The sequence below is a fragment of the Dendrosporobacter sp. 1207_IL3150 genome, assembly GCF_036763085.1.
In the GTDB taxonomy this organism is placed as follows: Bacteria; Bacillota; Negativicutes; order DSM-1736; family Dendrosporobacteraceae; genus JBAIYU01.
Genome location: NZ_JBAIYU010000025.1, coordinates 1 through 25,006, shown reverse-complemented (window position 1 = coordinate 25,006; position 25,006 = coordinate 1). Strand labels below are relative to the sequence as shown.

Sequence of the window (25,006 nt, the reverse complement as noted above, 5' to 3'; positions counted from 1 at the left end):
TCCTACACGCGGTAATGCGTCCGAGTTACTAGTTTTCCGTCAACCAAAACAGCGGTAATGGCAGGATAGTTTTCATCGATCTTATTAATTACAATAATGTCAGCTTTTTTACCCTTCTTTATGGAGCCAATTTCATTGTCCATCTTTACTGCTTTAGCTGGATTAATACTTACAAGATTAAACATAGCACCTAAATCCAAACCATGTTTCTCATGTAGAATAAAAACTGCATGCAGCAGTGAGGCTGGGTAATAATCGCTGCATAAAATATCAATTAGCTGGTGTTTAGTGGCTGTAGCAGCACATAAATTTCCAGAATGTGATCCGCCTAATAGGACATTAGGTGCACCTGCTATTGTGTACATACCCCGGCGCTTAGCTTCTTTAGCAACATCTAAAGTAATGGGAAATTCACTGATAGTAGCACCAAAGTGTTGTACGAGTTCAACTTTTTCTACGGTATCATCATCATGGGATGCTATAGCGATATTCTTTTCGCTAGCCAAGTCTGCGATTTCTTTAATCATCTGAATTGTCAATTTTTCTTTAAGTTGGTTTTTAGCAATAATCCCATCGATCGCTTGGTCAGTTATATCTTTATAGCCCTTTAAGGTAGTGCGGAAAACTTCCAGATCTCTATATTGACCTTGTCCGGGAGAATGATCCATAAAAGAAACCAAATGAACTTTATTCTGGTCTAAATACTGTTTTAGATTTTCTATCTCATCAAAGTTATCGATTTCAAACCGAGCATGAAAACGATGGCGTATTAAATGCTGCCTGTTGTGACTGGCATCAATTAAATCAATTAGCTTTCGGACATTTTTCGCTTGTCTAATTGGTTTAAAGCCAAATTCATCCTCTTTATACAAAGACAGTGAGTGAAACATTGTAGTTATGCCATGCCCAATTAATACTTTCTCGGTTTCGCGTATGCTTAAACCAAAGTCCATTACGCTGGTAGGCCGCGGAGAAGCCATAGTCTCAATAAAATCAGCATGGATATCAATAAAGCCTGGTGATATATAACCGCCATTAGCATCAATAACATTTCGACAAAGTTCATGGCCAATTGTCCCGCTTGGAAATATCCCTTCAATTAGCCCATCCCTGATAAGCACTTCATGACTTTCCAATATTGCATCTTCGGTAACTACCTGGCCATTAGTAATTAAGTACATATATACCTCCCATATATTACAGCAAGGAATACACTAGTTGTTGAGTATAAGGGTGCTGAGGGTCTTCTAATATTTGATCAGTCAAGCCAGTTTCTACAATCCGTCCGTTAAGCATAACTATTGTCCTATCTGCCAGCATTCTAATTACTGCCAAATCATGTGATACAACGATCATGCTTATATTAAGTTCACGCTGTATTTGCTTAATTAAATCAAGGACATTAGCTTGAACTGATAAATCAAGGCCTGTCGTTATTTCATCTAGTAGTAGAATCGGCGGGTTATTGCTTAATGCTTTGGCGATTTGAACTCGTTGCTGCATACCGCCTGAAAAATTATGCGGAGGCTCTTTCATTCGAAACAATGGAATATTTACATGAGTTAATAGCTCTTTTGCTCTGTTAATCATGCTTTCAACGTCACGATTTCCGGCGGCTATAAGTTTCTCGGCAATATTGCCTATTGATGAAAAATTCATTTTTAAACCGTAAATGGGGTTCTGATACACTTTGCCTAACCAATGATTGCGAATATAACGTTGTTGCTGCGCTGATTGCTTAAAAAGATTATCGCTACCATCTTTATAGCCTTGCAGAAATACTTCACCACTTGTAACCGGTTGGTCAAAGTACAAACATTGCATCATGGTCGACTTGCCGCTACCGCTTTCACCGACTACACCTAGTATTTCGCCCTTATATACATCAAACGATATATCCCTACAGGCATAAATAGTACCGCACATAGGACAATAGTTTTTTTCCAGCTTGCTTTCATCTAGTTCATGACATTTGCCACAGCCATTACCAAATTGCTTGCGCAGTCTTTTTACAGTTAATATTGGGGCTTCAAAGTCATTCACTTAGTTACCTCCGTTCAATCTCATCAAGCAAAAACTGGCATCATTGCATTGATAAGAGGCTGTTTCGGAATTATCATCAATAATCTCGTCCATATAAACTCCCTCTGCTCCACACAGACGGCATGTTTTATCCTTAAAACCTTCAACTTGAAAAGGATAGTCATTAAAAGCCAAGGAAACAACTCTTGTATATGGTGGTATAGCATACACCTTTTTTTCTCGGCCAGCACCAAGTAGAATAAGTGCTTTACTTTGATTCATTTTAGGATTGTCGAATCGAGGGATTGGACTAGGTGCCATTACATATCTATCCGCCACAACTACCGGATGATCGGCTCCTGTGGACATTTGACCGTATTTAATAATCTGCTCAAATAACATAAGCCAAGCTCCGCTATATTCGTTTTCGGCATGCAGCCTTTTGGTAGTAAACTCACTGGCTTCTACCGTGCGCAGCGGTTCGGGAATAGGTACTTGCAAAATTAAAATCTGATCGCTATTAAGCGGTATCTCTGGTATGCGATGGCGCGATTGAATCAAACTTGCCGACTCAGTATCATCAGTTAAATCAACACCTGTTGTCTTAGCAATTAAATTTTTGATATTGACAGCATTTACCGACTCATCAGAACCTTGATCGATTACTTTTAATGTATCGTCTTTGCCAATAAGTGATAAAGTTAACTGCAGCCCGCCAGTCCCCCAACCACGGCCAATTGGCATTTCACGCGATGCAAATGGAACCTGATATCCCGGTATTGCAACAGCCTTGAGCATTGCGCGACGAATTTCGCGCTTTGATCCTTCGTCAAAATAAGCATAGTTGTATTTAATCTTCATTACCTGCTCCCTCTTTGTCACGAGTTTTACGCACACTATCAAGCTTTGACTTGAAAGTAACATAATGAGGAAGTTTTAAGTGTGAAATAAAACCGGTAGATTCAACACTATCAATATGGAACAGAACAAACTCTTCATCCTGAGTTGGATATTTAGGGTTGTCGGTTTCCAAGCATAAATCCAACATACTCATGGCTATGGACTTAGTTTCATTTTGGCCGAAGCAAGCTCCATAGCCTATTTCTAATTGCAGTTGACTATTATCAGTATTATTGTTAGTACTTCTAGCAACATAAGTTTCGACTTCGGTTATTTGAAGTTGACCTAGATAAAAGCAATCATGATAATTGCCATCCCCTAATGGGTTATCAATGTATACTTCGACGTTACCAACACGTAGCTCGCCAACTGTAGGATGCAAATCACCGTAGCCCCGCAAAGCAGCATATCCCAACGATGTTACCGCACCTGTCTGTCCGCGGCTCAGCATTTGCAAGCGCTCGCTCCTTACAGTCGGGAACTCCAGATTCTTTTTTGTTATATCCACAGGTTCATTGTCATCATCTTCATAACTGCTGATAAGTCCTTCCTGGCGCAGATATTCCGTTACCTTAGGTAATTGATTGAGGCAAATGTCACTTTGTTCAACGCCGCCCTGCCTTGCTTCAAACTCAGTCAGCCAAGCCTTTACATCGTCTAAATATTCATCATCTAGTGAAAAATCTATTAAGCGATGAGTATAGTCGTAAGCTGCTCCTAATATTTGGCCGCCTTGAATATCCTTGAAGCATGAGGATATCCGTCGTTCAACATGCATATTTTGTGTATCAATAGTGTTTGAGTAGTGTTTGCGCGGCAGAGTGGAACGATATGCCCTTAATAAGAAAACAGCTTCTTCTACACTGCCTTCAGCTTGCTTAATCGCTATTGCAGCACTTTCTCTATTATATAGACTACTTTCCGACATAACTGTATCAATCAGGCCACGCATGCCGCCTTCAATATCTTTAACATTTAAAACTGTTTGGTTCTTAAGACGTTCAAACTTCAATCTTTTTATCGATTCATCAATGGCAAGTGTTCCGCCTTTTACTGCAACATAACCCATTATTACCCTCCCTGATACGCAATCTTTGTTGTTCTGGGCAAGCAGATTATATTGCCTGTTCCATCAACGATAATCATGTCTATGCCAAGAGGAAACTCAATGTTCTTCTCCATCCGCTTGCCAATCCAGTCTAAGCTGCCTGACACACTGACGTAACTTTCCCGCTCAATTCCCGGGCCTGTCAGTACAAGCTGTTGTGCTGCGAAAATTTCTTCGACTTCCATAATTAAAGTGGCAGATTTATGAGGATCAATTAATGTACCGACCTTCGCTTTGCCACAAGCTTTTAACAGCTCTAATTGATCAGCCGTCTTGGTGACTATTATATAGTCAGCTTGCTGAATTGCAGTGTTCTTAGCATATGTTAGCTGGTTTATCTTTTTTACTAGCTGGTTACCGTTCAACGCCATCAGGTCAAACGATACCTCTCCGTCCAACACTGTAAACAGAACTGTCAGCAAGTGGCTGCTAATATCAATGTTGATATCTATCTTTTGACTTTCAGTGCTGATATTCTCAATCAAACCAGGTCTTGACATGCAGTTAAGTAATTTACGAAATACGCTTTGTATGTCATGTGTCATATCTAATTCCATTGAGCGATAACCTACTTTCTATTCATCCATAGTCTCAAAACTAACTTTTGTTTTGAGTATTTTGCTTGTACGGAATTTAATATTTTCATTAATATGCTGTCGCTCTGTTTGTAGTTTTTTTGCCCACCATGCCGTTTCGGGTAGAGCAGCATTATAGGCTGCATCAATCACTGCCAGGTAGTAGGCTAGATTTTCATTTGTGCCTATTACTATCCCTAGACCCAAGTGTCCGTTTATTTCTACTTTTGCTTCAACTACTATTACCTCACCTAGATAAAATAATGATCGCTTAGCATTTTCACGCATCTTAAGCATAACTAAGCCATTATTGGGTTGTTCAATAACATTTACGGCGTAGCTTGCCTCAATCTCACTTGCTAATTCTTTAGCTAACTGCGGTGAGCCGTCTACTAGAATTTGGGTTCTTTCTCGTCTGTTCATGGCTTGCCCCCCTGTCAATGTCAGTATAACTTGTTGCCAAGTCAGTACAAGTAAAGAATATGTTAAGTTTTGTTAAGATCAGGTTAAATAAATAAGCCTTAAAGCTGAGGATTAGACAGCTTCAAGGCTTATTTATTCAAGAGATTACATATTTAAAGTAATCTCCACGATATTTTATTCTTGTATATTCTAAAATCTGTCCGGTATTATCATCCATGCAATTTGTTTCAATCGTCAGTAAAGGTACAAGACTCTCGCACTGTAATAGTTTACGCTCTTTATGATTAGGGTAGGTTATGCTTAAAATGCTTTTACCAGTAGCAAAGCTTGTATAGCCAACTTTTCTATAATAAGCAAACATTGATAAAATCTCTTTGCCGTCAGTAGCAATATTTTTGAACAGGCATTGAGATACATAGGATATATGTAGCGCTACTGGTTTACCATCAATAATTCTCAGTCTACCAATTTTATAGACATCAGTATCTACGTCGACCCTTAATTCTCTATAAACATATTCATTGTAGCTGATTTTTTTTAACATAATTTGCTGTGTCATTAGAGCATAACCGTTTTCCAGCATTTTGCTTGTAAAACTCTCGTTACCTGATATAACCAGCTCTATCTTCTGTCGCCGAGTTTTTACATACCGTCCCTTGCCTTGAACTGAATAAGTATATCCCATTGCATCCAGCTTCTCATATGCTTTGCGAGCAATAATACGCGGCACCTGCATAACTTCAGCTAGCGTGTTTTCAGAGGGAAGTTTTTCGTCCTCATTGTAAGTACCTCTAGTAATATCATTGATAATTTTATCGACTATTAAATCCTCAGGTATCATTATTTCCCTCCACGACAAAATCAGCAATATATTAGTCTTAATTGTATCATATTTTTTAAAGGTTAAATGTTATAGAAATGTTAAATAGTTGATATTCTTAACTAGTATAAAGACTGAATAATTAATGATATTTTATTTATAATATGATCTATTTCTAAAGATACAAAAAGAGCAAGACATTAACCTTGCTCTTTTCTCAAGACTAAATTTTGCTTATAAAATCTAGTTGCTATAACTCGCTTTTTAAAATACTATTAGCTATGGTTCTCTACGCGTAAGTAAACATAAGCACCGATCATATCGCAATCGTTATTAAGCTTCGGCTCGGTAGTAGCTTCTATAATAGTGTACTCTTTATCGGCGATTGTAATAATAGTTCCCTCAAGCTCTTTAATTTCATCGTGTTCAGGTAAAGCAAACGAAGTGTCTTCCTCGTTTAGCAGCTCTTCTCCGGTAAGTTTGTCGATAACAGTGATAAACGTAGTCAAAGATTCCATGTTAGCATCAACTCCTTACATAGTTAAACTTGATCTCTTATATCTTGATAATAGTATGTAGTTTAAGATATTCTATTCAAAACTTTATCTTTTTTTATAATGATTTGCTTACAGAGTATCACCAAAACGTCAATAGATTCTTTTCCAAAATCTTTTTCGCCACCTCGGGCTAATGAATAAGCCTCATCTATAAACAAGATGCCCCCATAGGACTTTTTTAACTGTTCGCGAGTTTTTTGTGCTGTGTGTCCTATGTATTCTCCAACTAAATCTGCTCTTTCTACTTCAATTAGATGTCCATGAGATAATACACCCATTTCACGAAGTATTTTGCCTAATATTCTCGCTACAGTTGTTTTACCAGTCCCTGGATTTCCTTTAAAAATCATGTGCAAAACAAGAGGTTCTGTTGCTAGACGCTCTTTTTCTCGTCGTTTTTGGATTTCTATAAATGCATAGATCTCACGAACCAACCTTTTTACTTCCTTAAGTCCGATTAAACTATCTAATTCACGTAATATCTCATCGATTCTATTCTGGTTATTACAACCTTCTGAAGTTGTAGTTGGCAAAGCTAAGCTATCCATTTCTCTTAGTGCTTTAAAAGCTTCAGTTGCTGATATATCTCCTTGCTCTAGTGCCGAAATGACGTCCTGAGGCCAAATATAAGCCATTTTTCTCACCTCATAAGGTTATGGTGGTATATAGTATACGCATTTGTGTAGTGAGGGGTGATTATTAAAAGGAATAAATATAAGTAAACGGTTTTTAATTCCTATATAACATGAAAAATCCGCATTTTAGCAATGCGGATCTAAAAGATTTTATTTTATAAAGTGTGGAACTCGGTTTTCAAAATATACTAATTTAAGGTTACACATTTCTGCAATGTTCATAGCAATATTAAAATTTTTCCCTATATCCTCTGGTTTATGAGCATCAGAACCAGCTGTAGCGATTCGTCCCCCAAGAGCATAAAATCTCTTGTATATCGGAATTAAGGCTTCTAGTGTAGCCGGGTCAGCTATACGCCGTGTATTTATTTCAATAGCTTTCTGGTTTTGTGCCAAGATTTTAAGTACTTTATCAATTTTTTCACTATATTCATTGTAATATATTTCAGGGTTTTCGAATCTTGCATAACGAGCTATATAGTCAATATGACCAAGCGAATCTATAAAATCATATGTCTTTAAGCAGGAAATCATTGAGTCAAAGTATTGATGATACACTTCCTGCTTGCTTCGCATATGGTAAAAATCTTCGTTATAAATATCTATATTATCAATTACGTGTATTGAGCCAATAACGTAGTCGAACTGATTATTCATAACTATTGTGCTATTATCAGCTATACAATCCTGACGCATTCCCAATTCTATACCAAGGTATAAATTCTCACTACGGTACTTTTCGTACTCATTAAAGTAGTCGGTTATATCAAAGACAAATGCGTCTGGTTCTGGGTAGGCCAAATCCATATGCTCAGTAACAGTTATAGCAACCCCAAGTTCATTAGCTTTTTGTAGTGCTTGATTAATTGTCATTTTAGAATCGGATGAAAATAAAGTGTGTATATGCGTATCGACAATCATAAATTAGCCTCCTTAGTTTAATTTACCCATATTTTAATTAATTTTGATTATATGCAATAAAGCACTCACTTAAAATGAGTGCTTTGAGAGTTAATACAATAAGTAGTTTGTATTATAGACCCGAGGTGCCGTTTCTTCGAATGTTCAAGACCCGCTTCTCTGAGCAGGTGGGCATCCTAGATAAGCTTTTGCCTTCCCTGTAAAGGGCATGACGGCTGCATTAACATTGGACTCCCTATATCAATGCGTAGGTTGAACATTGTAAAGATGACGCACCCCTCAGGAGTTTTACAGTGATATTATGATAGCATAACTGTATTAAAACATCAAGTTAGACAGACTCTCTAAACAAGTTTAACACAAAGTAAAACTGCCTAGGTTTTAAACCTAGGACAGTTGTTATTGCTTTTCAGTTTTTGAATCTTCTCTTTTCTCGTAATGATTATTTAACGCTCGGAAGGGCGTAATTGTTGATATAGCGTGCTTATATACTAACTGCTGTTTGCCGTCATTTTCAATAATTACTGTAAAATTATCGAACCCCTTAACAGCTCCGCGAAGTTGGAAACCGTTAACAAGGTAAATTATTACAGGTACATTTTCTTTGCGAACTTGGTTTAAAAAGCTATCTTGTAGATTTATTACTTTAGTTGTCATGAATGAAACCCCTCCGGTTATTTTCTTCTCTCTGTATTTTTAATTCTACTCAAGACAAAACTTTCCTGCAATCTTTCTGTAAATAATTTCCAAAGTATCTTCATATTGATCTACATTACTAACATCAAACCACTCAATATATTCCATTCTGCGATACCAGGTAAGCTGACGTTTAGCAAAATGTCTTGTAGCTTTTTTAATATTGTCAATTGCGGTGGTCAAATTCACCTCCCCATTAATATAAGACACTATTTCTTTATAGCCAATTCCCTTCATTGCCTGACAGCTTGCAGGGACTCCACTATCTAGCAGATTCTGAACTTCTTCAATTAGTCCATTATTAACCATAATATCTACTCTATTATTAATTCTCTCATAGAGTAGTTTGCGATCCATATTCAATCCAATAACAATGGCATCATATATGAACTTTTCATCATCAGCGGTTTTCTCCTGAGATATATTTTCACCGCCAACATGGTATACCTCTAAAGCTCTAATAATCCGTCTTGTATCATTTGGGTGGAGTCTTTCGGCTGTTATTGGATCCACTTTCTTTAATAAGCTATGTAAATGATCATTGCCAAATTCTTTAGAAAGCTTTTCCAAATTATTTCTAAAGCTATCATTTGCTGGAGTGATATTGAATTTATATCCTTCTAGCAGCGCCTTTACATAAAGACCCGTGCCACCTGCTAGTATTGGAATTTTATTGTCACAATTTAGTTTAGATATGCTGTTGCTGGCTAGTGCCGTAAACTTAGTTACACTAAAATCTTCATAAGGCTCTAAAATATCAACTAAATGGTGTGTTATGCCTGCGCGTTCTAAGATACTAGGTTTGGCTGTACCAATGTCCATTCCACGGTAAACAAGCATCGAATCACCTGAGATAATATCGGTATTAAGTCTTTTAGCCAAATCAATGCTAAGGTTAGTTTTTCCAACAGCAGTGGGTCCTAGTATGGAGATTACCTTGTCCATAGTTCCCCCCCTGTCTCAATGACGCCATAACGTACACTACTATATTTACCACCAATGCTGGTTTTAATTCCCAATTCAGAAAAGACCTTGCTGTGCTTTGTCTCCTTTATAACTACGCGCTTACGTGCAATACGTTTTGCTTCTTGGAGCGATTTAATCGCAAGTGGTCTGTTATCTGCAAGAAAACGCAGCGGCTTGATATTTGAGCTGCTTTTTACAGGATGTCGAAACATTGGGTCAAAATAGACAATATCAAAGGAATTATCCGGCAGGGAAGTAAGATAATTGTGGTAATCAGCGTTGATTACGTTAATTCTCCGTAAAGCTAAATTTAGGGCATCATTATCCAAGCAATAGTTTTTAAGTCCGTGACTAGTAATTAACGAAACAATTGGTGAAGCCTCTAATCCAAAGACCTTTCCTTTGCTACCACAAACGTAACTGGCAACAATAGCATCAGTTGCTAACCCTAGTGTACAGTCAAGTAGTGATAATCCAGGAGCAAGCCCCATAGAAGTTACCATATGGTCATCTTTACCATTTATGAGATTTTTTATACGCAGCTCTGCCATGCTGGGGTGGAAAAAAAACTCTCCGCCAGAAGTATGAGCAATTATCTTGTTTTTTGCTACAACTATGATTATTTCAGTTTTATATTCAGATTTAATTGCTTCCAGAGAGCCTTTACGGGATACGTAATGTAATGCTAATTCTTCAGCAATACTACGACCTAACGACTCGGCTTCGATGGTTGGGTTATTAGCTGTTGTAACTACGCAGTTCACTTAATCACCTTATTAAATTACAGATTTCTAAGTTCTTTTAAACATTTTTTCTAGATCGCGAGGACTAAATTTTACTATTGATGGTCTACCATGAGGGCAGGTGTACGGAAGGGATGTAGAGCATAGTTCGCTAATTAATGCTTGAATTTGTCTCATATTTAAAGAGTCTCCAGCTTTAATAGCTGCGCGGCAAGACGCTATCTGCAGACAACTATGGCGCAGTTCTTGCGCTGATGGTGTATGTAACTCATTAACAGCTTTTAATATTTGCCTAACTATACTTTCAGCTTCTGATAAAGGTGTGTCTGCTGGAACTTCATTTAGTCTCATTGTATTTGGACCTATTAGCTCAATGCTGAATCCTAGGCCATAAAATAATTCATTGTTATCAGTTATAGTATTACATTCGGCCTCATCGAAATCCAAAAATAATGGAACTAGCAGCTGTTGGGCTGGAATACGTTCAGATGTTTTACATAAACGATCATAGAGAATTCTTTCATGAGCGGCATGCTGATCGATTATGTAGAGACCGTCATTATTAAAAGCAATGATATAACAATTATTTATTTGTCCTAATGGGTAAAGCTCGAAATTTGAATCGTCAATATCTATATCATTATTGCACTCCGAGTTTTGTTGACTATTGAAAGCATCTGCAAATGAATCAGTGCTAATTAATGTTTGTGCACTTGTAAACGAAATAGGAGTCTCTAAAAAAGATGTTAACGGCTGTTGCATCGGTGTAGAACTATAAATACTTGGAGTTACCTGGGGCGGCTTGGGTGCCGGCTGCTGAATAGGACGAGCAATAATATTAGAACTAACAGTTGCTGCAATTTGACTCGGTGTTTGTGTTAAAGTTAGTGAATCTTTAACTGATCTATAAACAGCTTTAAACACAGAACTTTCGTCGGCAAATTTTATCTCAGCTTTTTGCGGATGCACATTGACGTCGACAGTATTGGCGGGAACTCTAATATTAAGCACTGCCAAAGGATAACCGCTTTTCGGAAGCAAAGAATGATAGGCATTATCTAAGGCTTTTGCAATTGAACGGCTATTAACTACTCTTGAATTAATAATATAAGTTTGCCATTGACGGCTGCTCTTTAATATTGTTGGTTTTGATAGAAAACCTGATATTTCAATATCATCTTCCGAAAAATAAATTGGAAGAAGCTCTGAACTAACTTTGCTGCCGTATAGGCTAGTTATTGTATCAAATAATTGGTTATTTCCAGGAGTAGAGAGTACGATCCGGCTATTGTTAATTAGTTTAAAGGCAATATTAGGATGTGATAACGCCAATTTAACAATAATATCATGAATGTGAGAACTTTCTGATGCAGGTTTTTTTAAAAATTTTTTTCTTGCTGGCGTGTTGAAAAATAAGTTTTGGATAATTATTGTAGTACCTATATTTCCGCCAGCCTCACGTTCATCAGTGATTACTCCGCCTTCGACTTCGACATATGCTGCAAGGTTCTCATTATGAGAACGTGTAGTTAGTGAAAAGTGTGAAACCGATGCAATTGTGGGGAGGGCCTCTCCTCTAAATCCTAAAGTATGGATACGAGATAAGTCGTCTATGTTATGAATTTTACTTGTTGCATGACGTAATATAGAACGACTAGCGTCTTCCCTGCTCATTCCAATTCCATTGTCAGTAACGCGTATATAGCTTATACCGCCATCAGCTATTTCAATTTCGATTTTATCACTATGAGCATCTATTGAATTTTCGATTAACTCTTTAACAACTGAAGCCGGACGTTCGACTACTTCACCGGCTGCAATCTTATTAGCGGTATTCTCGTCTAAAATTTTAATTATACTCAACCTTGTCCAACCTCCCTCTTTGCCTGGGTTTGCAAACGAAACAATATATTTATTGCTTCAAGTGGTGTGGTAGACATTACATCAATTGCTAATAATTCATCAGTTAATGATGATCCAAACAAGGATAGTGAAGATGCATTGTTCGGGTTTTTTATGTCATCGTTTGGAGTAGGCTGTACCGAATGAGTTTGTTCTAATTCATCAAGAATTTCAGTAGCCCTTTCAATCAGCTTTTTTGGTAAACCGGCTAACTGTGCAACATGAATGCCATAGCTTTTATCAGCGCCTCCAGAAATGATGCGCCTCAAAAAGACAACCTCTTTACCGCGTTCTTTTACTGCAACGCTAAAATTTTGAACACCTTTATAGTGATCTGCAAGTACTGTTAGCTCGTGATAATGAGTTGCAAAAAGTGTTTTAGCTTTCACTCGATCTTTTATATATTCCAATACAGCGCGCGCAATACTCATACCATCAAAAGTACTGGTGCCGCGTCCAATCTCGTCAAGTATTATTAGACTCCTATCCGTAGCATGCTTTAATATTTGGGCGACTTCGTTCATTTCAACCATAAAAGTACTCTGCCCAGAGGATAAATCATCACTTGCTCCAACTCTAGTAAAAATACGATCAACTGGTGAAATGCTTGCTTCTCGAGCCGGAATAAAACTGCCGGTTTGAGCCATTAGCACCAATATAGCTACTTGTCGCATATAAGTTGATTTTCCTGCCATATTAGGTCCAGTGATTATCATTATTTCACTATCAGTATGGTTGAGCGATGTATCATTTGGAACAAATAATTCACGTTTTAACAGGCGTTCAACAACAGGGTGTTTGCCATCTTTAATGGATATCTGACCATTAGTCACTATATTTGGCTTGCAGTAATTATGCCGTGAAGCTGCTTCAGCGAGGCTAATTATGATATCGAGATGAGCAATACCACGCCCAGTCGATTGAATTTCTCTGATATTGCTTTTGATAATATTTCTTATATCAGTGAAAAGCTGATATTCTAAAGAAACTATTTTTTCTTGTGCACCTAACACTTTTGTTTCAAAATCCTTTAGTTCCGGTATTATATACCTCTCTGCATTTGCTAGTGTTTGCTTACGAATATAGCTATTCGGAACTAGTGTGCTATGAGTATGAGTAATCTCAATATAATAACCAAAAACTTTGTTATAGCCAATTTTAAGGGACTTTATTCCTGTCCTCTCTCTTTCAGCTGCCTCTAAATCCTGAATCCATTGTTTGCTATCTTTTGCTATACTTCTTAGCTCATCTAATTCTGAATGATATTCAGGCTTAATTAGGCCGCCATCACGCAGCGAAATTGGCGGTGTTTCGTTAATTGAACTATCAATCAACGAAACAATATTTTGATGTGGACTGATTAGTGACTTTATTTCAGAAGTCAAGCGAGCATCAAATTGGCATAACATATCCTGTAAGGCCGGTATTATAGCAAGTGAGTTCTTGAGAGCGATTAAATCGCGAGCGTTAGCCGTCCCTACTTCTATTCTGGTAAGAATTCGTTCAAAGTCGTACACATACGACAAAAGGTTTTGTAACGCTTGGCGCGTAGAAGGTTTTTCTAACATCTCTGCTATCGCTTCTTGTCGTTTAATAATTTTGGTATGTTGAAGAAGTGGATATTCAAGCCATTTTCGTAGAAGACGTCCGCCCATTGCAGTATTAGTATAGTCAAGAACACTTAATAGAGTATCTTTTTTAGAGCCATCGCGCATATTTCGAGTGATTTCTAAGTTTCTAAGAGTTGATGCGTCTAATACTAGGCTGTCGGCAGAGTTTATATATCCCAAAGTGTTTACATGTGATAAATCTGTTTTGATTGTCTGATGCAAATAGTACAGTAATATACCAACAGCCGTGCGTGAACTAAGTTCTTCGGGCAAAACATTCGAGGAAAAATGCTGATTTAATAAACTGGAAATAATTTCAGTGTTAAAATCAGAAAAAGGAGTTATTGTGCATTTAGAAAGTCTATTGTCGACAAAGGCATATATATCATCAATGTTTTCAATCTCCCCACCGATAACAAGCTCAATCGGTGTTAGTAAATACAACTGATCACAGACTGCTTGGATACGGTGAGTGCCTTGAAATTGGGCCCAAAGACATTCTCCTGTTGAAATATCAGTTGCCGCAATAGAAATTATTTTATTATGTTCATACAAAACTACCAGATAATTATTATGTTTATCAGGTAAGAGTGTTTCTGATAGTACTGTGCCAGGAGTAATTACCTTTACAACTTCTCTGCGTACAATCCCTTTTGTCTGTTTAGGATCTTCCACTTGCTCGCAGATAGCAACTTTAAATCCCTTGTTAATTAGTTTTGCGATATAGTTTTCAGCAGCATGATAGGGTATTCCACACATTGGTACTCGGCTATTTTGTCCGCCGTCGCGTGAAGTTAATGTAATTTCAAGCTCTCGAGATGCTACTTCAGCATCATCAAAGAACATTTCATAGAAGTCACCCAATCGAAAAAATAGAATTTCATTAGGGTGGCTGCTTTTAATTTCTTTATATTGCGCCATCATTGGGGTACAGCTGGCAACCATTGTCTGTTCTCCTCTTCCTGAAAAATACATTTATATATCTAAACCAAGCTACCTTTAAGAACCCAAGTTTGGGCAGTTTTTATTTCTACCTGGACTAGTTGTCCAATTTTTTCTATTCCGACTTTTTCCCAGATTACAATTTTGTTTGTGCGTGTCCGCCCCATTAGTTTATTATCGTCCGACTTGCTAACACCCTCAACGAGCACTTCCACAATGCGATGTTCAAGCTGTTTATTAAGGTGCAAGCTAATTTCATTTTGCGCTTCCATTAGCTTCTGCAGACGTGCTTTCTTTACAGCTAAAGGTATTTGTTCTTCCATTGTTGCAGCAGGCGTACCTGAGCGTTGTGAGTATAAAAATGTATAAGCGGCATCATACTTAACTTTCTTGATAAATGCCAGTGTCTCTTCAAATAATTCTTCGGTTTCCCCAGGAAAACCTACAATAATATCAGTAGTTATGGATGCTTCAGGCATTAGACTTCGAATTTTTTGCACTAAGTCGAGATAGTATTCAGTGGTGTAGCCGCGATTCATTCGACTTAGTATCGTGTTGCTTCCTGATTGAATAGGAAGATGGAATTGCTCACATATGTTTTTGCTGTTACGAATGGTATTGATAACCTTTTCGTTCATATCTCTTGGATGTGAAGTCATATAACGAATCCGTTCTATGTTATTAACACTATCTACAGCTTTTAGAAGGTCAGCAAAATCGCCTTCTTCACTATCTTTACCATATGAGTTTACATTTTGACCCAGAAGTGTTATTTCTTTAAATCCTTCTTCACCTAATTGGTTAATTTCCTCGACGATATCTTTTATAGGACGGCTGCGTTCTCTACCGCGTACATATGGAACTATACAGTAAGTGCAAAAATTATTACACCCGTACATAATTGGAACCCAGGCAGAAATTTGTCCTTTTCGGACTGTTGGAACATTTGGCGCTAAACGCTCCGCTTGGTCCCAAACTGCGAGAACTTTACCTTTAGACTCTTCAATCTCTTTGATATGATCTACTAATGTATGGACGTTATGGGTGCCCATAACTAAATCAATATGTGGAGCTTTTTTAAAAAGTTCGTCACGATCCTTCTGAGCCATGCAGCCCGTTATGCCAATTATAAGGTTAGGATTTACTGACTTGAGGCGCTTAAGCTCACCTATTTTGCCGTATATTTTCTTTTCGGCACTTTCTCTCACACAACAAGTGTTAATTAGTATTATATCAGCTTCATCTAACTTATCGGAATATTCATATCCAATACTTTTGAGCTGCCCGGATAACCTTTCTGAATCATTTTCATTCATCTGACAGCCGTATGTTATAGTAGTGAAAAACTTTTTATTTTCTGATTGATTAGATTTTTTGTTTGTATCTAAATTTTCGGTCATAATCATCTCTCCTAATAATATCTATTGGTATTATATCTTAAATATGGATTACAAACAAATATTAGACTAATAACGATAGTTCATATAAGATACAGAAAATGAATAAATACGCACTTTAGTGCGTATTTCTAGTGTGGTTATCCTGTTTATTAGAAAGATATTGCTGGTTTAGAGCCTGCGCGAATTCGCTTGCATCATCAAAGTAGTCAAATTCAAAGGATTTACCGGAAATAAGATCTTTTACTAAAACAGTTTCATCTGTATCCATAACTATATAGCGCATTTTGCCCTCCAATTAAGTTATAGAGTTAGAATATCAAAAGTAAGACATTTTATGCGTTGGTGGTAATTTATTTCGCCTGTTCGCCACTAGTCTTTTTTGATTTTATTAGACCGACTAATGTTTTTATCCCAATAGCTATAATAAAAAGGCCAAAGCCTGTTCTTAGAAAATAAGTAGAAACAGTTTGAACGAGACTAGCACTGATAAGTGCTCCAAAGATTGCGCCAATTGAAACATAAATTACTATTTTAAAATCAATTAAGTTTTCTTTTTGGAGGCGCCATACTCCTGCTAATGCCGTAGGAATAATCACCACCAAGGAAATACCCTGTGCGGTATGCTGATCAATGCCTAAAATAAAGTACATTGCCGGTATCAGTATAACTCCTCCGCCAACTCCTAATAGACCACTCAATACACCAGCAGCTAGTCCAGTCAATATAATAACAAGTATAGTAATCAAAGCATTACCATCCTTATTCCAATAGTAATGAGCAGTAATCCAAACACTAATTTAAGCTGATTAGCCGATATCTTAGTCATTAGCTTTGCACCCAGCATCGCTCCTGCTGAACTACCTATAGCTAAATATACTGCCTCTCTTAACTGAATATTACCATGAAGACCGTATATTATGCTACTGATTAGTGCGGTAGGCACAATTATAGCTAGCGAAGTTGCGTGAGCTTTATGTTGAGTAAGATTTAGAAAATGAGTCATCGCAGGTACAAGTATAATACCTCCTCCTACCCCAAGTAAGCCACTCAATATACCGGCAGATAAACCAATAAACAATAGTTTAACCTTTTCACTCATAGCTTTTTTCCATATCTAAATATGGGTGGTTTTCCGAATTGTAGCTACGATATTTATCATAAATTATTCTGAGTGCTGTTATTATTGCTTTTTTAGCATTGCCTTGATATATTTTATCGATAAGATTTGACAATTGGTCAGGACCGTCAGTAAGATTATGACCAACCAAAGCAGCTGAAACATGCTTTCTAGCAAGTTGAGTTGCTAAAGTGCAATCAGCTTCAACTATTTTTCCTGTGTCCATATTAACTAAAACAATTACACCAATAATTTTATAAAGCTCACTCGCAGTGATTCCTGTAGGCAGCTTCGCATAACCAGAGAATAATACTAAGTTGGGATCCACCATTGCCTTCCTCCTGTTAGTCTATACTTAGACTTTTTACTGCGACATTTACTTCTCTAACGGTTAAGCCAGTCATTTGTTCAACCATTGCTTTGACTCTAGTTTGCGTCTGTCTAACTATATCCCATATAGAAATTCCATATCTTATGGTAACGTCTAAACTTATAGAAATTCCTTTTTCCTTATCCTTTTCTTGAAAGTTCTTTATTTTTATCTGAGAGGTGCGAGTTATAGACAGTTCATTCGTCGCAACGTAATCAACAATAGCTGCAATTGCAGCATCAGAAATTAAGAGCTTGCCATAATAACTGAATGTAGGTCGGACGATGGATTTCTCTCCAATTTTGCGTCGTTTCGTTTGGGGCTTTTTAAAAAATATTTCTAACGGATCAATCATATAGCCAGAGAAATGAGGTTTCAATTCAATTGTTGGAACAGGTATAATATGTTTTCCTTCCTTAAGTCTACTTTCACGAGCCTTGGCAATTTCCTCTTTAGTTGCGATATCTTCAATTCTAATTATTTTTGTTATTGGAGGTAATTCAAGAATATTAACAATTTTTTCAACCATATTATCTGAAGTACCTAAAACTAGTATACGATTAGGTTTAACTGTTTGTATTGCATCTCTTACTTCTTCCGCATGTTCAGGATGCATAAAAATTGCTCGCCTAACAGCCTGTATCTTACTGGGCTCTTTTTTTGCAGAATGACCAGCTATAATTTTACTATCTTTAATTAAAATACCATCGTCAATGATACTGTCGATATTATGCTCGTGTGCTACTATCAATGCCCGATGGCTTTTACCAGTGCCGCTTGGTCCAACTAATGCGAAAACTTCCATTATTGGCCTCCTATAGCCTGTTACAAAAGGTTATTTATTATCTTCATTAATAATTATCGAACATATATTGTATTTCCCAATAGTATAAAAATAAACACCTTTGCAGGTGTTGTCAAGTAGAAGATGATAAATTTTTAAGTTCTTGTTCTAGTTTTGTAATTTTTAGATTCTGGCACATTATTGCCTTCGCGTATCTACAATTATTCTTCTGCAACTTTTCATTTTTATTTACTAGTTGTGATAATGTTTCCCGTTTGTCATTTTCTAAAGTATCAATGAGATTCATTAGTACGCGACGACTAATCCGCAATGCTTCAACTTTGTCTTCTAGTTCCCTTATCCGAGTACGAAGTTCTGTAATCAGGCTGATGTCTTCTGCCATAACCATCCTCCTGAAAAATTACTGTATCATAATATATTCTTATCTAACGCATTAAATAACTAAACTATTATTCAATATAATCCAGGATATTAGTAGATGATGTGAAGACACCCAGTTTATGCGGAAAACGTGATGGAATACCGTGAAAATCCGATCCGCCGGTAACTATTAGATTATTTCTTTTAGCCAATTCTAAATATTTCTCTATCTGTGTGGAGTTATGGCGTGGATGATATACTTCAATCCCATTAATACCTGAATTAATTATATCATCTACAATAGTATCATCCTCAACTAAGCCCGGGTGAGCTAGAACAGAAATACCACCAGATTGTTCGATAAGTTTTATAACTGAGGTATAGCTAAGTTTATAGTGTGGGACATAAGCAGGACCATTTTTATATAGAAGTGTATTAAACACTTCTGTAACAGTTGGAAAATATCCTTTTTCGACTAATGCTCTTGCTATATGCGGACGCCCAATTGATGTAGTATTTCCAGCTAATTCTACAATACGGTCAAATTCTACAGCGTAGCCGAGTTCGGTAAGTTTTTCAATAGTACGATTGACCCTATCCCAGCGATCTCTGATGATTAAATCAAGCTGTTTCTGGAGCTCACAACTAAAGATATCAATATTGTAGCCCAAAATATGTACTTCATTAAGTGGTAGATCTGTACTAAATTCTATACCAGTAATAATTGTTATTTTTTTATTAGCTAAATAGCCAAGTTCGTGAAGCTCTAAGAGACCATCTACCGTGTCATGGTCTGTAATAGATATATGATTAAGGCCAACCTCAATTGCGTGGTTTAAAATTTCCAAAGGAGTTAAACGTCCATCGGACGCAGTTGTATGTATATGAAGATCTGTTTTCATCATTATCTTACTGATTAACGGCAAGGTGAATAAGTGTTCGAACTGCCGCTCCAGTTGCTCCTTTCACATTATAACCTTTATCTGACTCAATGTCAGAAGTCCCGGCTATGTCAATATGAGCCCAAGGAGTATTATCAGCGAATTTCTCAAGAAACAGGCCTGCAGTTATCGCCCCAGCCATCCTTCCACCCGAATTCTTCAAGTCAGCTATATCGCTCTTAATTTGTTCCTTATATTCATCGTATGCCGGTAATTGCCACATTTTTTCGCCGCAACATGAAGCTGATTTTAATATCTGATTGCACCATGCTTCATTATTAGTAATTACCCCTGAAGCCACACTTCCTAAAGCTACTACACAGGCTCCAGTCAATGTTGCGACATCAACTATTTTAGTTGCGCCAAGTTTTTTGCAATAAGTAATAGCATCGGCTAAAAGCAGACGACCTTCAGCATCTGTAGTAATTATTTCAATAGTATAACCTGCCATTGACTTAATAACATCACCAGGTTTGAGGGCACAGCCAGAAGGCATGTTTTCCACGCACGGTATAACTGCAATTATGTTTGCCATTGGCTTTAATTTAGCAATAGCTCTCATAGCAGCAAGTACAGCAGCTCCTCCTGCCATATCCCCTTTCATTTCCCCCATACGCTCACTTGGTTTTAAAGATATGCCTCCGCTGTCAAAAGTCACTCCCTTGCCAACATAGGCGATAAACTCTTTGCTAGTTTCGTCGCCGGTATACTTTAAGACAATAAGCTGTGGATTCTCGGTACTGCCCTGTGCTACAGCTAATAGCGCATCAAGGCCAAGCTGTTTCATATGAGAGCGGTCTAATATCGACAAATCAAGGTTATCCTCATCTGCAATTTCAGCCGCATATTTGGCAAGTTTAGTTGGTGTTATATAACAAGCTGGATGATTTACTAAGTCTCGTGCAAAATTGACGCTTTCAGCAATTATTTTAGAGTTTTCTAAGGCTTGGTTCATAAGCTCATTTTCGTTAGATTGTGTGTTAATAATAGTGAATTTGGTAATATCTGTATTGTTGGTTTTGGTTGTTTTATAGTAAAGAAACTTATAATGCCCTAGAATCATCCCTTCGACTGCACATTTCGCTACATCAATAGATTCAAAGCTTTCAATATTAGGTAAGACGGCAGCGACTGACTGGGCACGCTGCTTTCGGGCCAAGCGAGCAGCATGACCAAATAAAGCACGAACCTTGTCTAGAGTAAGATCTTCAATTTTTCCTAATCCAACTAGTAGTATCTTTTTAAATTTAAAAGGCGAAGTAACACTGAGAATATTAACTTCGCCATAATTTGTATAATCTTGGTTTTCAGATTTAATTTCACTTAATAAACCACTTAAATTATTATCAATAATGCCAGTAATATCAGCTGGGTGGATAGCTTTCTCTGATAAACCAATAATTATAGTATCGCAAGAAAGTTCAAAAACTGATCCATCGTATATTTCAATCAGCATAGTGTCACTCCTAATATATTATTAATAATATATTATGCAATATTTACCTAAATAAAACAAGTAAACCTGTTCTCAGAACAGGTTTTAGTTGTTTTATCGTGGTTCTACTATTAATTTCATGGCTGTTCGTTCTTCGCCATCAATCAAAATGTCAGTAAAGGCGGGGATGCAGATTAAGTCGACACCGTGTGGTGCTACAAATCCTCTTGCAATTGCTACTGCTTTTACCGCTTGGTTAAGTGCTCCTGCACCGATGGCCTGGATTTCTGCGCCGCCGCGTTCTCTTAGCACTCCAGCCAAAGCGCCTGCTACGGAGTTAGGATTAGATTTTGCTGATACTTTCAAGACTTCCATTTAATTTTGTACCCTCCTTTAATTAAGAAAAGCAATCGTAAAGTCCTACAGTATCAGTTATTCTTTATTTACCTAAAAAATTCCTTTTTTTAATATAAAAAAATTTCAAAAAGTTTCAACTTAAATGTTTAAAAATTCGTGTAATACTTTCTGCTTTGCCTGTATCTACATTTACTGTCAAAAGTACTGCCGAAAAAACAGTCGGGCCATCTGCTAAGTTAAATTTAACAGGAAGGCCTGTTAGAAATTTTTTTATAATTAAATCTTTCTCAACGCCTAACACTGAATTCCATGGACCAACCATACCTAAATCAGTGATATATGCAGTTCCATTAGGCAAAATACGCTCGTCGGATGTTTGTATATGTGTATGAGTACCAACAATACAAGAAACTCGTCCATCTAGATACCAACCTAAAGCCATCTTCTCAGATGTTGCTTCAGCATGGAAATCAACTATAATTATATCAGCTTGAGATTTTACTTTTTCTAAAATGTTATCAATTTCACGGAATGGACAATCAATCGGAGGCATAAAGGCTCTGCCAGCAAGATTAATAATAGCAATTCGTATTCCATCCTTATCAAAAAAACAATATCCTAATCCAGGAGTGCCTGGTGGATAGTTTGCCGGTCTAATAAGCCTAGATTCTCCGTCAATAAAGTTAAAGATCTCTTTTTTATCCCATATGTGGTTGCCTGATGTTACTATATCAATGTTATAACTTAGCAGTTCATCAAAAACTGAAGCTGTAATTCCTACTCCCCCAGCAGCGTTCTCGCCATTTGCGATTGTTAAATCCACAGAATGTTCTTTTTGAAGTAATGGAATAAAATGAGCAGCAGCTTTTCTTCCTGGACTGCCGCATATATCACCGATAATTAATATTTTCATAACTTCCTCCCATAACAAAAACCAGCGTAATTATTTTTAAATTACCCTGGTTAGAAATGTTTATACTAGAAAATCTTGTTAGTTATTTATTAAAAACAAGTACACGTCCATCTTCTCTAATACCTATCAAGCAATGAGCAGCATGGTGTTTCTTGATGTTTTCTAACATGTTATCAATAAGTTCTTCCTGAATTAATAGATCTTCTTCTAACATTGAATCATTAAGATCAGCAACTAACCGGTCCTTAAACTTATCACGGAGAAGAGCGATAATCATAGCGATTTCACTTTTAGATAGAGTAGCTACGTCCCTAAAAATATTGAGTATTGCAACGTTTTCATAAGTACTAAGTTGAACATCCGTAATGTGTATGTTTAAGCCTTCAAGTTGATGGTAAGCTGCAATACTGCTTAAAATTAGCTTCTTAGTTGTGAGAAATTCAGGCTGTGTTGGAATTCCGGACAGCATAAAAGTTAACTTTAGTGATTCATTGTTAGGATCGAAACTGATGGTTCCAATTTCAGGGTAGCGTACAAGAATAGATATTAGCAAATTAACACCATCAGAGACTTGGTCATCGTCTTGTCGATATTTAGGCATGAGTTCACCATCCGTAATTTAATAATAACGATAATAATTATAGATAAGTACTATTTCAAGTTACTTATTCTCTAGATATTATATAAATCCTCTTTTAAATTACTGGAAGATAAATATGACTCATTGCTTTTAGTTGGATATAAAATCTATAATAAATTAAAAGCGACCTTGCAAGTAACAAGGTCGCTAATAGCTTTTTATTTTGCGTAGTCTACTGCGCGAGTTTCTCGAATAACAGTAACTCTAATTTGACCAGGATATTCAAGCTCGCTTTCAATCTTTTTAACAATATCGCGAGCTAAACGCACTGAAGTTAAATCATCAACTTTATCAGGCTTAACCATTATACGTATTTCGCGACCTGCTTGAATAGCAAAAGATTTATCTACGCCATCAAATGATTCGGCAATTTCTTCCAATCGTGTTAGACGTTTAAGATAGCTTTCTAAACTTTCTCTTCGAGCTCCAGGGCGTGCCGCTGATACAGCATCAGCCGCAGCTACTAGCACCGCTTGAACGGTTTTTGGCTCTTCATCCCCGTGATGTGCACCGATAGCATTAATAACTTCAGCAGATTCACGATATTTTTTAGCTAAATCAGCACCGATAGTTACGTGTGGCCCTTCGACCTCATGATCGACTGCTTTACCAATATCATGCAATAAACCAGCACGTTTGGCTAACATAACATCTACACCTAATTCAGCAGCCATTACTCCTGCTAGATGTGCTACTTCTATAGAATGTTTAAGAACATTCTGACCATAACTAGTGCGATATTTTAGTCGCCCTAAAAGTTTAATGATCTCAGGATGCAGCCCATGAACTCCAGTTTCGAACGTAGCTTGTTCGCCGGCTTCCTTGATTCGTTGATCTACCTCTCTCTGGGCCTTTTCTACCATCTCTTCGATTCGAGCTGGATGAATACGGCCATCAGCGATTAGTTTTTCTAATGCAATTCTAGCTACTTCGCGGCGAACAGGATCGAATCCTGAGAGGATAACAGCTTCCGGAGTATCATCAATAATTAAGTCAATACCGGTAAGTGTTTCTAAAGTACGGATATTGCGACCTTCGCGGCCGATTATCCTACCTTTCATCTCGTCGTTAGGTAAGGCTACGACAGAAACGGTAGTCTCGGCAACATGATCTGCTGCGCAGCGTTGAATAGCCAATGAAATAATTTCACGAGCCTTTTTATCAGCTTCCTCTTTGGCTTGCTGTTCCAGTTCCTTAATCATCATTGCAGTCTCATGTTTAATTTCTTCTTGAGCACTTGCTAAAAGCATGTTGCGTGCATCTTCTGATGTTAAGCCGGATATTCTTTCAAGCTCGGATAACTGTTTTGCGTGAAGGTCATTTATTTTTTCTTGGCTTCTATCTAACTCAGCTTCTTTGCGGCTAAGAATTTCTTCCTTTTTCTCGAGGGAGTCAATTTTTCGGTCTAGGTTCTCTTCTTTCTGGACTAAACGTCGTTCCAAACGTTGCAGCTCTGAACGGCGTTCTTTGGTATCGCGATCTAATTCAATACGAAGCTTATGAATATCTTCTTTTGCTTCAACTAAAGCTTCTTTCTTTTTTGCTTCTCCTGCGCGTTCAGCCTCTTCGACTATCTTTTTAGCAGCTGTTTCTGCTGAAATAATCTGTGCTTCAGCAGTTTTTTTACGCATCCAGTAACCTATACCCACTCCCAAAATTCCAATAACTATAGCAGTTAAAATAATTTCAAAGATAATGTTACACCTCCTTCTATTTATATTATAGTCAGTACCCACCCGTAAAACGGGTGGCTTGATTACGCCCTATAAGGGCATGACACTAGCTGAGTCTCAAGACTCTCTGAAAAAGTCTACCAACCGCATAACCTTTTCAGTCAGCCCCTAAAGG

At 37.3% G+C, this 25,006-nt stretch carries 28 protein-coding genes and 1 other RNA gene; all 29 read right to left on the bottom strand.

Annotation, left to right across the window (positions count from 1 at the left end; genetic code table 11):
- Positions 1 to 2 precede the first annotated feature (2 nt).
- Positions 3 to 1,181 (bottom strand): phosphonate metabolism protein PhnM, encoded by a 1,179-nt coding sequence (phnM, locus tag V6C17_RS12765; RefSeq protein WP_333522958.1) that lies wholly within the window; start codon positions 1,179 to 1,181, stop codon positions 3 to 5.
- 16 nt (positions 1,182 to 1,197) lie between these two features.
- The gene (locus V6C17_RS12760) at positions 1,198 to 2,043 is read right to left on the bottom strand and encodes an ATP-binding cassette domain-containing protein (RefSeq protein ID WP_333522957.1); all 846 of its coding nucleotides are present in this window, start codon (positions 2,041 to 2,043) and stop codon (positions 1,198 to 1,200) included.
- Complete coding sequence (locus V6C17_RS12755; protein ID WP_333522956.1) at positions 2,044 to 2,883, bottom strand: alpha-D-ribose 1-methylphosphonate 5-phosphate C-P-lyase PhnJ; 840 nt, start codon at positions 2,881 to 2,883, stop codon at positions 2,044 to 2,046.
- Positions 2,873 to 3,991 (bottom strand): carbon-phosphorus lyase complex subunit PhnI, encoded by a 1,119-nt coding sequence (locus V6C17_RS12750; RefSeq protein ID WP_333522955.1) that lies wholly within the window; start codon positions 3,989 to 3,991, stop codon positions 2,873 to 2,875. The genes V6C17_RS12755 and V6C17_RS12750 overlap by 11 nt, the downstream gene beginning before the upstream one ends.
- A gap of 2 nt (positions 3,992 to 3,993) precedes the next feature.
- Positions 3,994 to 4,587 carry a phosphonate C-P lyase system protein PhnH gene (phnH, locus tag V6C17_RS12745; protein WP_333522954.1) on the bottom strand — a complete coding sequence of 198 codons (594 nt, stop codon included), beginning with the start codon at positions 4,585 to 4,587 and terminating at the stop codon, positions 3,994 to 3,996.
- Positions 4,588 to 4,605: 18 nt separating this feature from the next.
- Positions 4,606 to 5,028 (bottom strand): phosphonate C-P lyase system protein PhnG, encoded by a 423-nt coding sequence (gene phnG / locus V6C17_RS12740; protein WP_333522953.1) that lies wholly within the window; start codon positions 5,026 to 5,028, stop codon positions 4,606 to 4,608.
- A 136-nt stretch (positions 5,029 to 5,164) separates the two neighbouring features.
- The gene (locus V6C17_RS12735; RefSeq protein ID WP_333522952.1) at positions 5,165 to 5,869 is read right to left on the bottom strand and encodes a GntR family transcriptional regulator; all 705 of its coding nucleotides are present in this window, start codon (positions 5,867 to 5,869) and stop codon (positions 5,165 to 5,167) included.
- Positions 5,870 to 6,123: 254 nt separating this feature from the next.
- Positions 6,124 to 6,366 (bottom strand): hypothetical protein, encoded by a 243-nt coding sequence (locus tag V6C17_RS12730; RefSeq protein WP_333522951.1) that lies wholly within the window; start codon positions 6,364 to 6,366, stop codon positions 6,124 to 6,126.
- Positions 6,367 to 6,428: 62 nt separating this feature from the next.
- Positions 6,429 to 7,040 (bottom strand): AAA family ATPase, encoded by a 612-nt coding sequence (locus V6C17_RS12725; protein ID WP_333522950.1) that lies wholly within the window; start codon positions 7,038 to 7,040, stop codon positions 6,429 to 6,431.
- A gap of 150 nt (positions 7,041 to 7,190) precedes the next feature.
- Entirely contained in the window at positions 7,191 to 7,961 is a 771-nt protein-coding gene (locus tag V6C17_RS12720; RefSeq protein ID WP_333522949.1) for a histidinol phosphate phosphatase, read from the bottom strand.
- Positions 7,962 to 8,074: 113 nt separating this feature from the next.
- A non-coding RNA gene (ssrS, locus tag V6C17_RS12715) (6S RNA) lies at positions 8,075 to 8,250 on the bottom strand.
- 110 nt (positions 8,251 to 8,360) lie between these two features.
- Positions 8,361 to 8,618, bottom strand: coding sequence for an RNA chaperone Hfq (gene hfq, locus V6C17_RS12710; protein ID WP_333522948.1), 258 nt, complete (start codon positions 8,616 to 8,618; stop codon positions 8,361 to 8,363).
- A 45-nt stretch (positions 8,619 to 8,663) separates the two neighbouring features.
- A complete protein-coding gene (gene miaA / locus V6C17_RS12705; RefSeq protein WP_333522947.1) occupies positions 8,664 to 9,602 on the bottom strand; it encodes a tRNA (adenosine(37)-N6)-dimethylallyltransferase MiaA in 939 nt (312 codons plus the stop codon).
- Positions 9,590 to 10,387: a class I SAM-dependent methyltransferase gene (locus tag V6C17_RS12700; protein ID WP_333522946.1), complete on the bottom strand. Its 798-nt coding sequence runs from the start codon at positions 10,385 to 10,387 to the stop codon at positions 9,590 to 9,592. Before V6C17_RS12700 ends, miaA begins: the two co-directional genes overlap by 13 nt.
- 27 nt (positions 10,388 to 10,414) lie before the next feature.
- Positions 10,415 to 12,229, bottom strand: a complete 1,815-nt coding sequence (gene mutL, locus V6C17_RS12695; protein WP_333522945.1) for a DNA mismatch repair endonuclease MutL — start codon at positions 12,227 to 12,229, stop codon at positions 10,415 to 10,417.
- The gene (gene mutS / locus V6C17_RS12690) at positions 12,226 to 14,823 is read right to left on the bottom strand and encodes a DNA mismatch repair protein MutS (RefSeq protein ID WP_333522944.1); all 2,598 of its coding nucleotides are present in this window, start codon (positions 14,821 to 14,823) and stop codon (positions 12,226 to 12,228) included. Before mutS ends, mutL begins: the two co-directional genes overlap by 4 nt.
- Before the next feature lie 38 nt (positions 14,824 to 14,861).
- On the bottom strand, positions 14,862 to 16,220 hold the full coding sequence (gene miaB / locus V6C17_RS12685) for a tRNA (N6-isopentenyl adenosine(37)-C2)-methylthiotransferase MiaB (protein WP_333522943.1): 1,359 nt from the start codon (positions 16,218 to 16,220) through the stop codon (positions 14,862 to 14,864).
- A 115-nt stretch (positions 16,221 to 16,335) separates the two neighbouring features.
- Positions 16,336 to 16,503, bottom strand: coding sequence for a hypothetical protein (locus tag V6C17_RS12680; RefSeq protein WP_333522942.1), 168 nt, complete (start codon positions 16,501 to 16,503; stop codon positions 16,336 to 16,338).
- 67 nt (positions 16,504 to 16,570) lie between these two features.
- Entirely contained in the window at positions 16,571 to 16,966 is a 396-nt protein-coding gene (locus tag V6C17_RS12675) for a sulfite exporter TauE/SafE family protein (protein ID WP_333522941.1), read from the bottom strand.
- The gene (locus V6C17_RS12670) at positions 16,963 to 17,319 is read right to left on the bottom strand and encodes a sulfite exporter TauE/SafE family protein (protein ID WP_333522940.1); all 357 of its coding nucleotides are present in this window, start codon (positions 17,317 to 17,319) and stop codon (positions 16,963 to 16,965) included. The genes V6C17_RS12675 and V6C17_RS12670 overlap by 4 nt, the downstream gene beginning before the upstream one ends.
- Entirely contained in the window at positions 17,312 to 17,668 is a 357-nt protein-coding gene (locus tag V6C17_RS12665; protein ID WP_333522939.1) for a DUF3870 domain-containing protein, read from the bottom strand. Before V6C17_RS12665 ends, V6C17_RS12670 begins: the two co-directional genes overlap by 8 nt.
- A 13-nt stretch (positions 17,669 to 17,681) precedes the next feature.
- Complete coding sequence (locus V6C17_RS12660) at positions 17,682 to 18,512, bottom strand: Asp23/Gls24 family envelope stress response protein (RefSeq protein WP_333522938.1); 831 nt, start codon at positions 18,510 to 18,512, stop codon at positions 17,682 to 17,684.
- 112 nt (positions 18,513 to 18,624) lie between these two features.
- Positions 18,625 to 18,894: a translation initiation factor 2 gene (locus tag V6C17_RS12655; RefSeq protein ID WP_333522937.1), complete on the bottom strand. Its 270-nt coding sequence runs from the start codon at positions 18,892 to 18,894 to the stop codon at positions 18,625 to 18,627.
- Positions 18,895 to 18,961: 67 nt separating this feature from the next.
- Complete coding sequence (locus tag V6C17_RS12650; RefSeq protein ID WP_333522936.1) at positions 18,962 to 19,777, bottom strand: PHP domain-containing protein; 816 nt, start codon at positions 19,775 to 19,777, stop codon at positions 18,962 to 18,964.
- Between the two features lie 4 nt (positions 19,778 to 19,781).
- The gene (locus V6C17_RS12645) at positions 19,782 to 21,269 is read right to left on the bottom strand and encodes a leucyl aminopeptidase (protein ID WP_333522935.1); all 1,488 of its coding nucleotides are present in this window, start codon (positions 21,267 to 21,269) and stop codon (positions 19,782 to 19,784) included.
- A gap of 93 nt (positions 21,270 to 21,362) precedes the next feature.
- Positions 21,363 to 21,623 carry a stage V sporulation protein S gene (locus V6C17_RS12640; protein WP_054260323.1) on the bottom strand — a complete coding sequence of 87 codons (261 nt, stop codon included), beginning with the start codon at positions 21,621 to 21,623 and terminating at the stop codon, positions 21,363 to 21,365.
- 115 nt (positions 21,624 to 21,738) lie between these two features.
- A complete protein-coding gene (locus tag V6C17_RS12635) occupies positions 21,739 to 22,518 on the bottom strand; it encodes a TIGR00282 family metallophosphoesterase (RefSeq protein ID WP_333522934.1) in 780 nt (259 codons plus the stop codon).
- Between the two features lie 82 nt (positions 22,519 to 22,600).
- On the bottom strand, positions 22,601 to 23,119 hold the full coding sequence (locus tag V6C17_RS12630; RefSeq protein WP_333522933.1) for a hypothetical protein: 519 nt from the start codon (positions 23,117 to 23,119) through the stop codon (positions 22,601 to 22,603).
- Positions 23,120 to 23,316: 197 nt separating this feature from the next.
- Positions 23,317 to 24,843, bottom strand: a complete 1,527-nt coding sequence (gene rny / locus V6C17_RS12625; RefSeq protein ID WP_442891496.1) for a ribonuclease Y — start codon at positions 24,841 to 24,843, stop codon at positions 23,317 to 23,319.
- Positions 24,844 to 25,006: the final 163 nt, after the last annotated feature.

Coding starts and splice junctions, on each gene's coding strand:
- phnM (WP_333522958.1), bottom strand. CDS start 1,181: ATGTACTTAATTACTAATGGCCAGGTAGTTACCGAAGATGCAATATTG.
- V6C17_RS12755 (WP_333522956.1), bottom strand. CDS start 2,883: ATGAAGATTAAATACAACTATGCTTATTTTGACGAAGGATCAAAGCGC.
- V6C17_RS12750 (WP_333522955.1), bottom strand. CDS start 3,991: ATGGGTTATGTTGCAGTAAAAGGCGGAACACTTGCCATTGATGAATCG.
- phnH (WP_333522954.1), bottom strand. CDS start 4,587: ATGGAATTAGATATGACACATGACATACAAAGCGTATTTCGTAAATTA.
- phnG (WP_333522953.1), bottom strand. CDS start 5,028: ATGAACAGACGAGAAAGAACCCAAATTCTAGTAGACGGCTCACCGCAG.
- V6C17_RS12735 (WP_333522952.1), bottom strand. CDS start 5,869: ATGATACCTGAGGATTTAATAGTCGATAAAATTATCAATGATATTACT.
- V6C17_RS12730 (WP_333522951.1), bottom strand. CDS start 6,366: ATGGAATCTTTGACTACGTTTATCACTGTTATCGACAAACTTACCGGA.
- V6C17_RS12725 (WP_333522950.1), bottom strand. CDS start 7,040: ATGGCTTATATTTGGCCTCAGGACGTCATTTCGGCACTAGAGCAAGGA.
- V6C17_RS12720 (WP_333522949.1), bottom strand. CDS start 7,961: ATGATTGTCGATACGCATATACACACTTTATTTTCATCCGATTCTAAA.
- hfq (WP_333522948.1), bottom strand. CDS start 8,618: ATGACAACTAAAGTAATAAATCTACAAGATAGCTTTTTAAACCAAGTT.
- miaA (WP_333522947.1), bottom strand. CDS start 9,602: ATGGACAAGGTAATCTCCATACTAGGACCCACTGCTGTTGGAAAAACT.
- mutS (WP_333522944.1), bottom strand. CDS start 14,823: ATGGTTGCCAGCTGTACCCCAATGATGGCGCAATATAAAGAAATTAAA.
- miaB (WP_333522943.1), bottom strand. CDS start 16,220: ATGACCGAAAATTTAGATACAAACAAAAAATCTAATCAATCAGAAAAT.
- V6C17_RS12680 (WP_333522942.1), bottom strand. CDS start 16,503: ATGCGCTATATAGTTATGGATACAGATGAAACTGTTTTAGTAAAAGAT.
- V6C17_RS12670 (WP_333522940.1), bottom strand. CDS start 17,319: ATGAGTGAAAAGGTTAAACTATTGTTTATTGGTTTATCTGCCGGTATA.
- V6C17_RS12665 (WP_333522939.1), bottom strand. CDS start 17,668: ATGGTGGATCCCAACTTAGTATTATTCTCTGGTTATGCGAAGCTGCCT.
- V6C17_RS12660 (WP_333522938.1), bottom strand. CDS start 18,512: ATGGAAGTTTTCGCATTAGTTGGACCAAGCGGCACTGGTAAAAGCCAT.
- V6C17_RS12655 (WP_333522937.1), bottom strand. CDS start 18,894: ATGGCAGAAGACATCAGCCTGATTACAGAACTTCGTACTCGGATAAGG.
- V6C17_RS12650 (WP_333522936.1), bottom strand. CDS start 19,777: ATGATGAAAACAGATCTTCATATACATACAACTGCGTCCGATGGACGT.
- V6C17_RS12645 (WP_333522935.1), bottom strand. CDS start 21,269: ATGCTGATTGAAATATACGATGGATCAGTTTTTGAACTTTCTTGCGAT.
- V6C17_RS12640 (WP_054260323.1), bottom strand. CDS start 21,623: ATGGAAGTCTTGAAAGTATCAGCAAAATCTAATCCTAACTCCGTAGCA.
- V6C17_RS12635 (WP_333522934.1), bottom strand. CDS start 22,518: ATGAAAATATTAATTATCGGTGATATATGCGGCAGTCCAGGAAGAAAA.
- V6C17_RS12630 (WP_333522933.1), bottom strand. CDS start 23,119: ATGCCTAAATATCGACAAGACGATGACCAAGTCTCTGATGGTGTTAAT.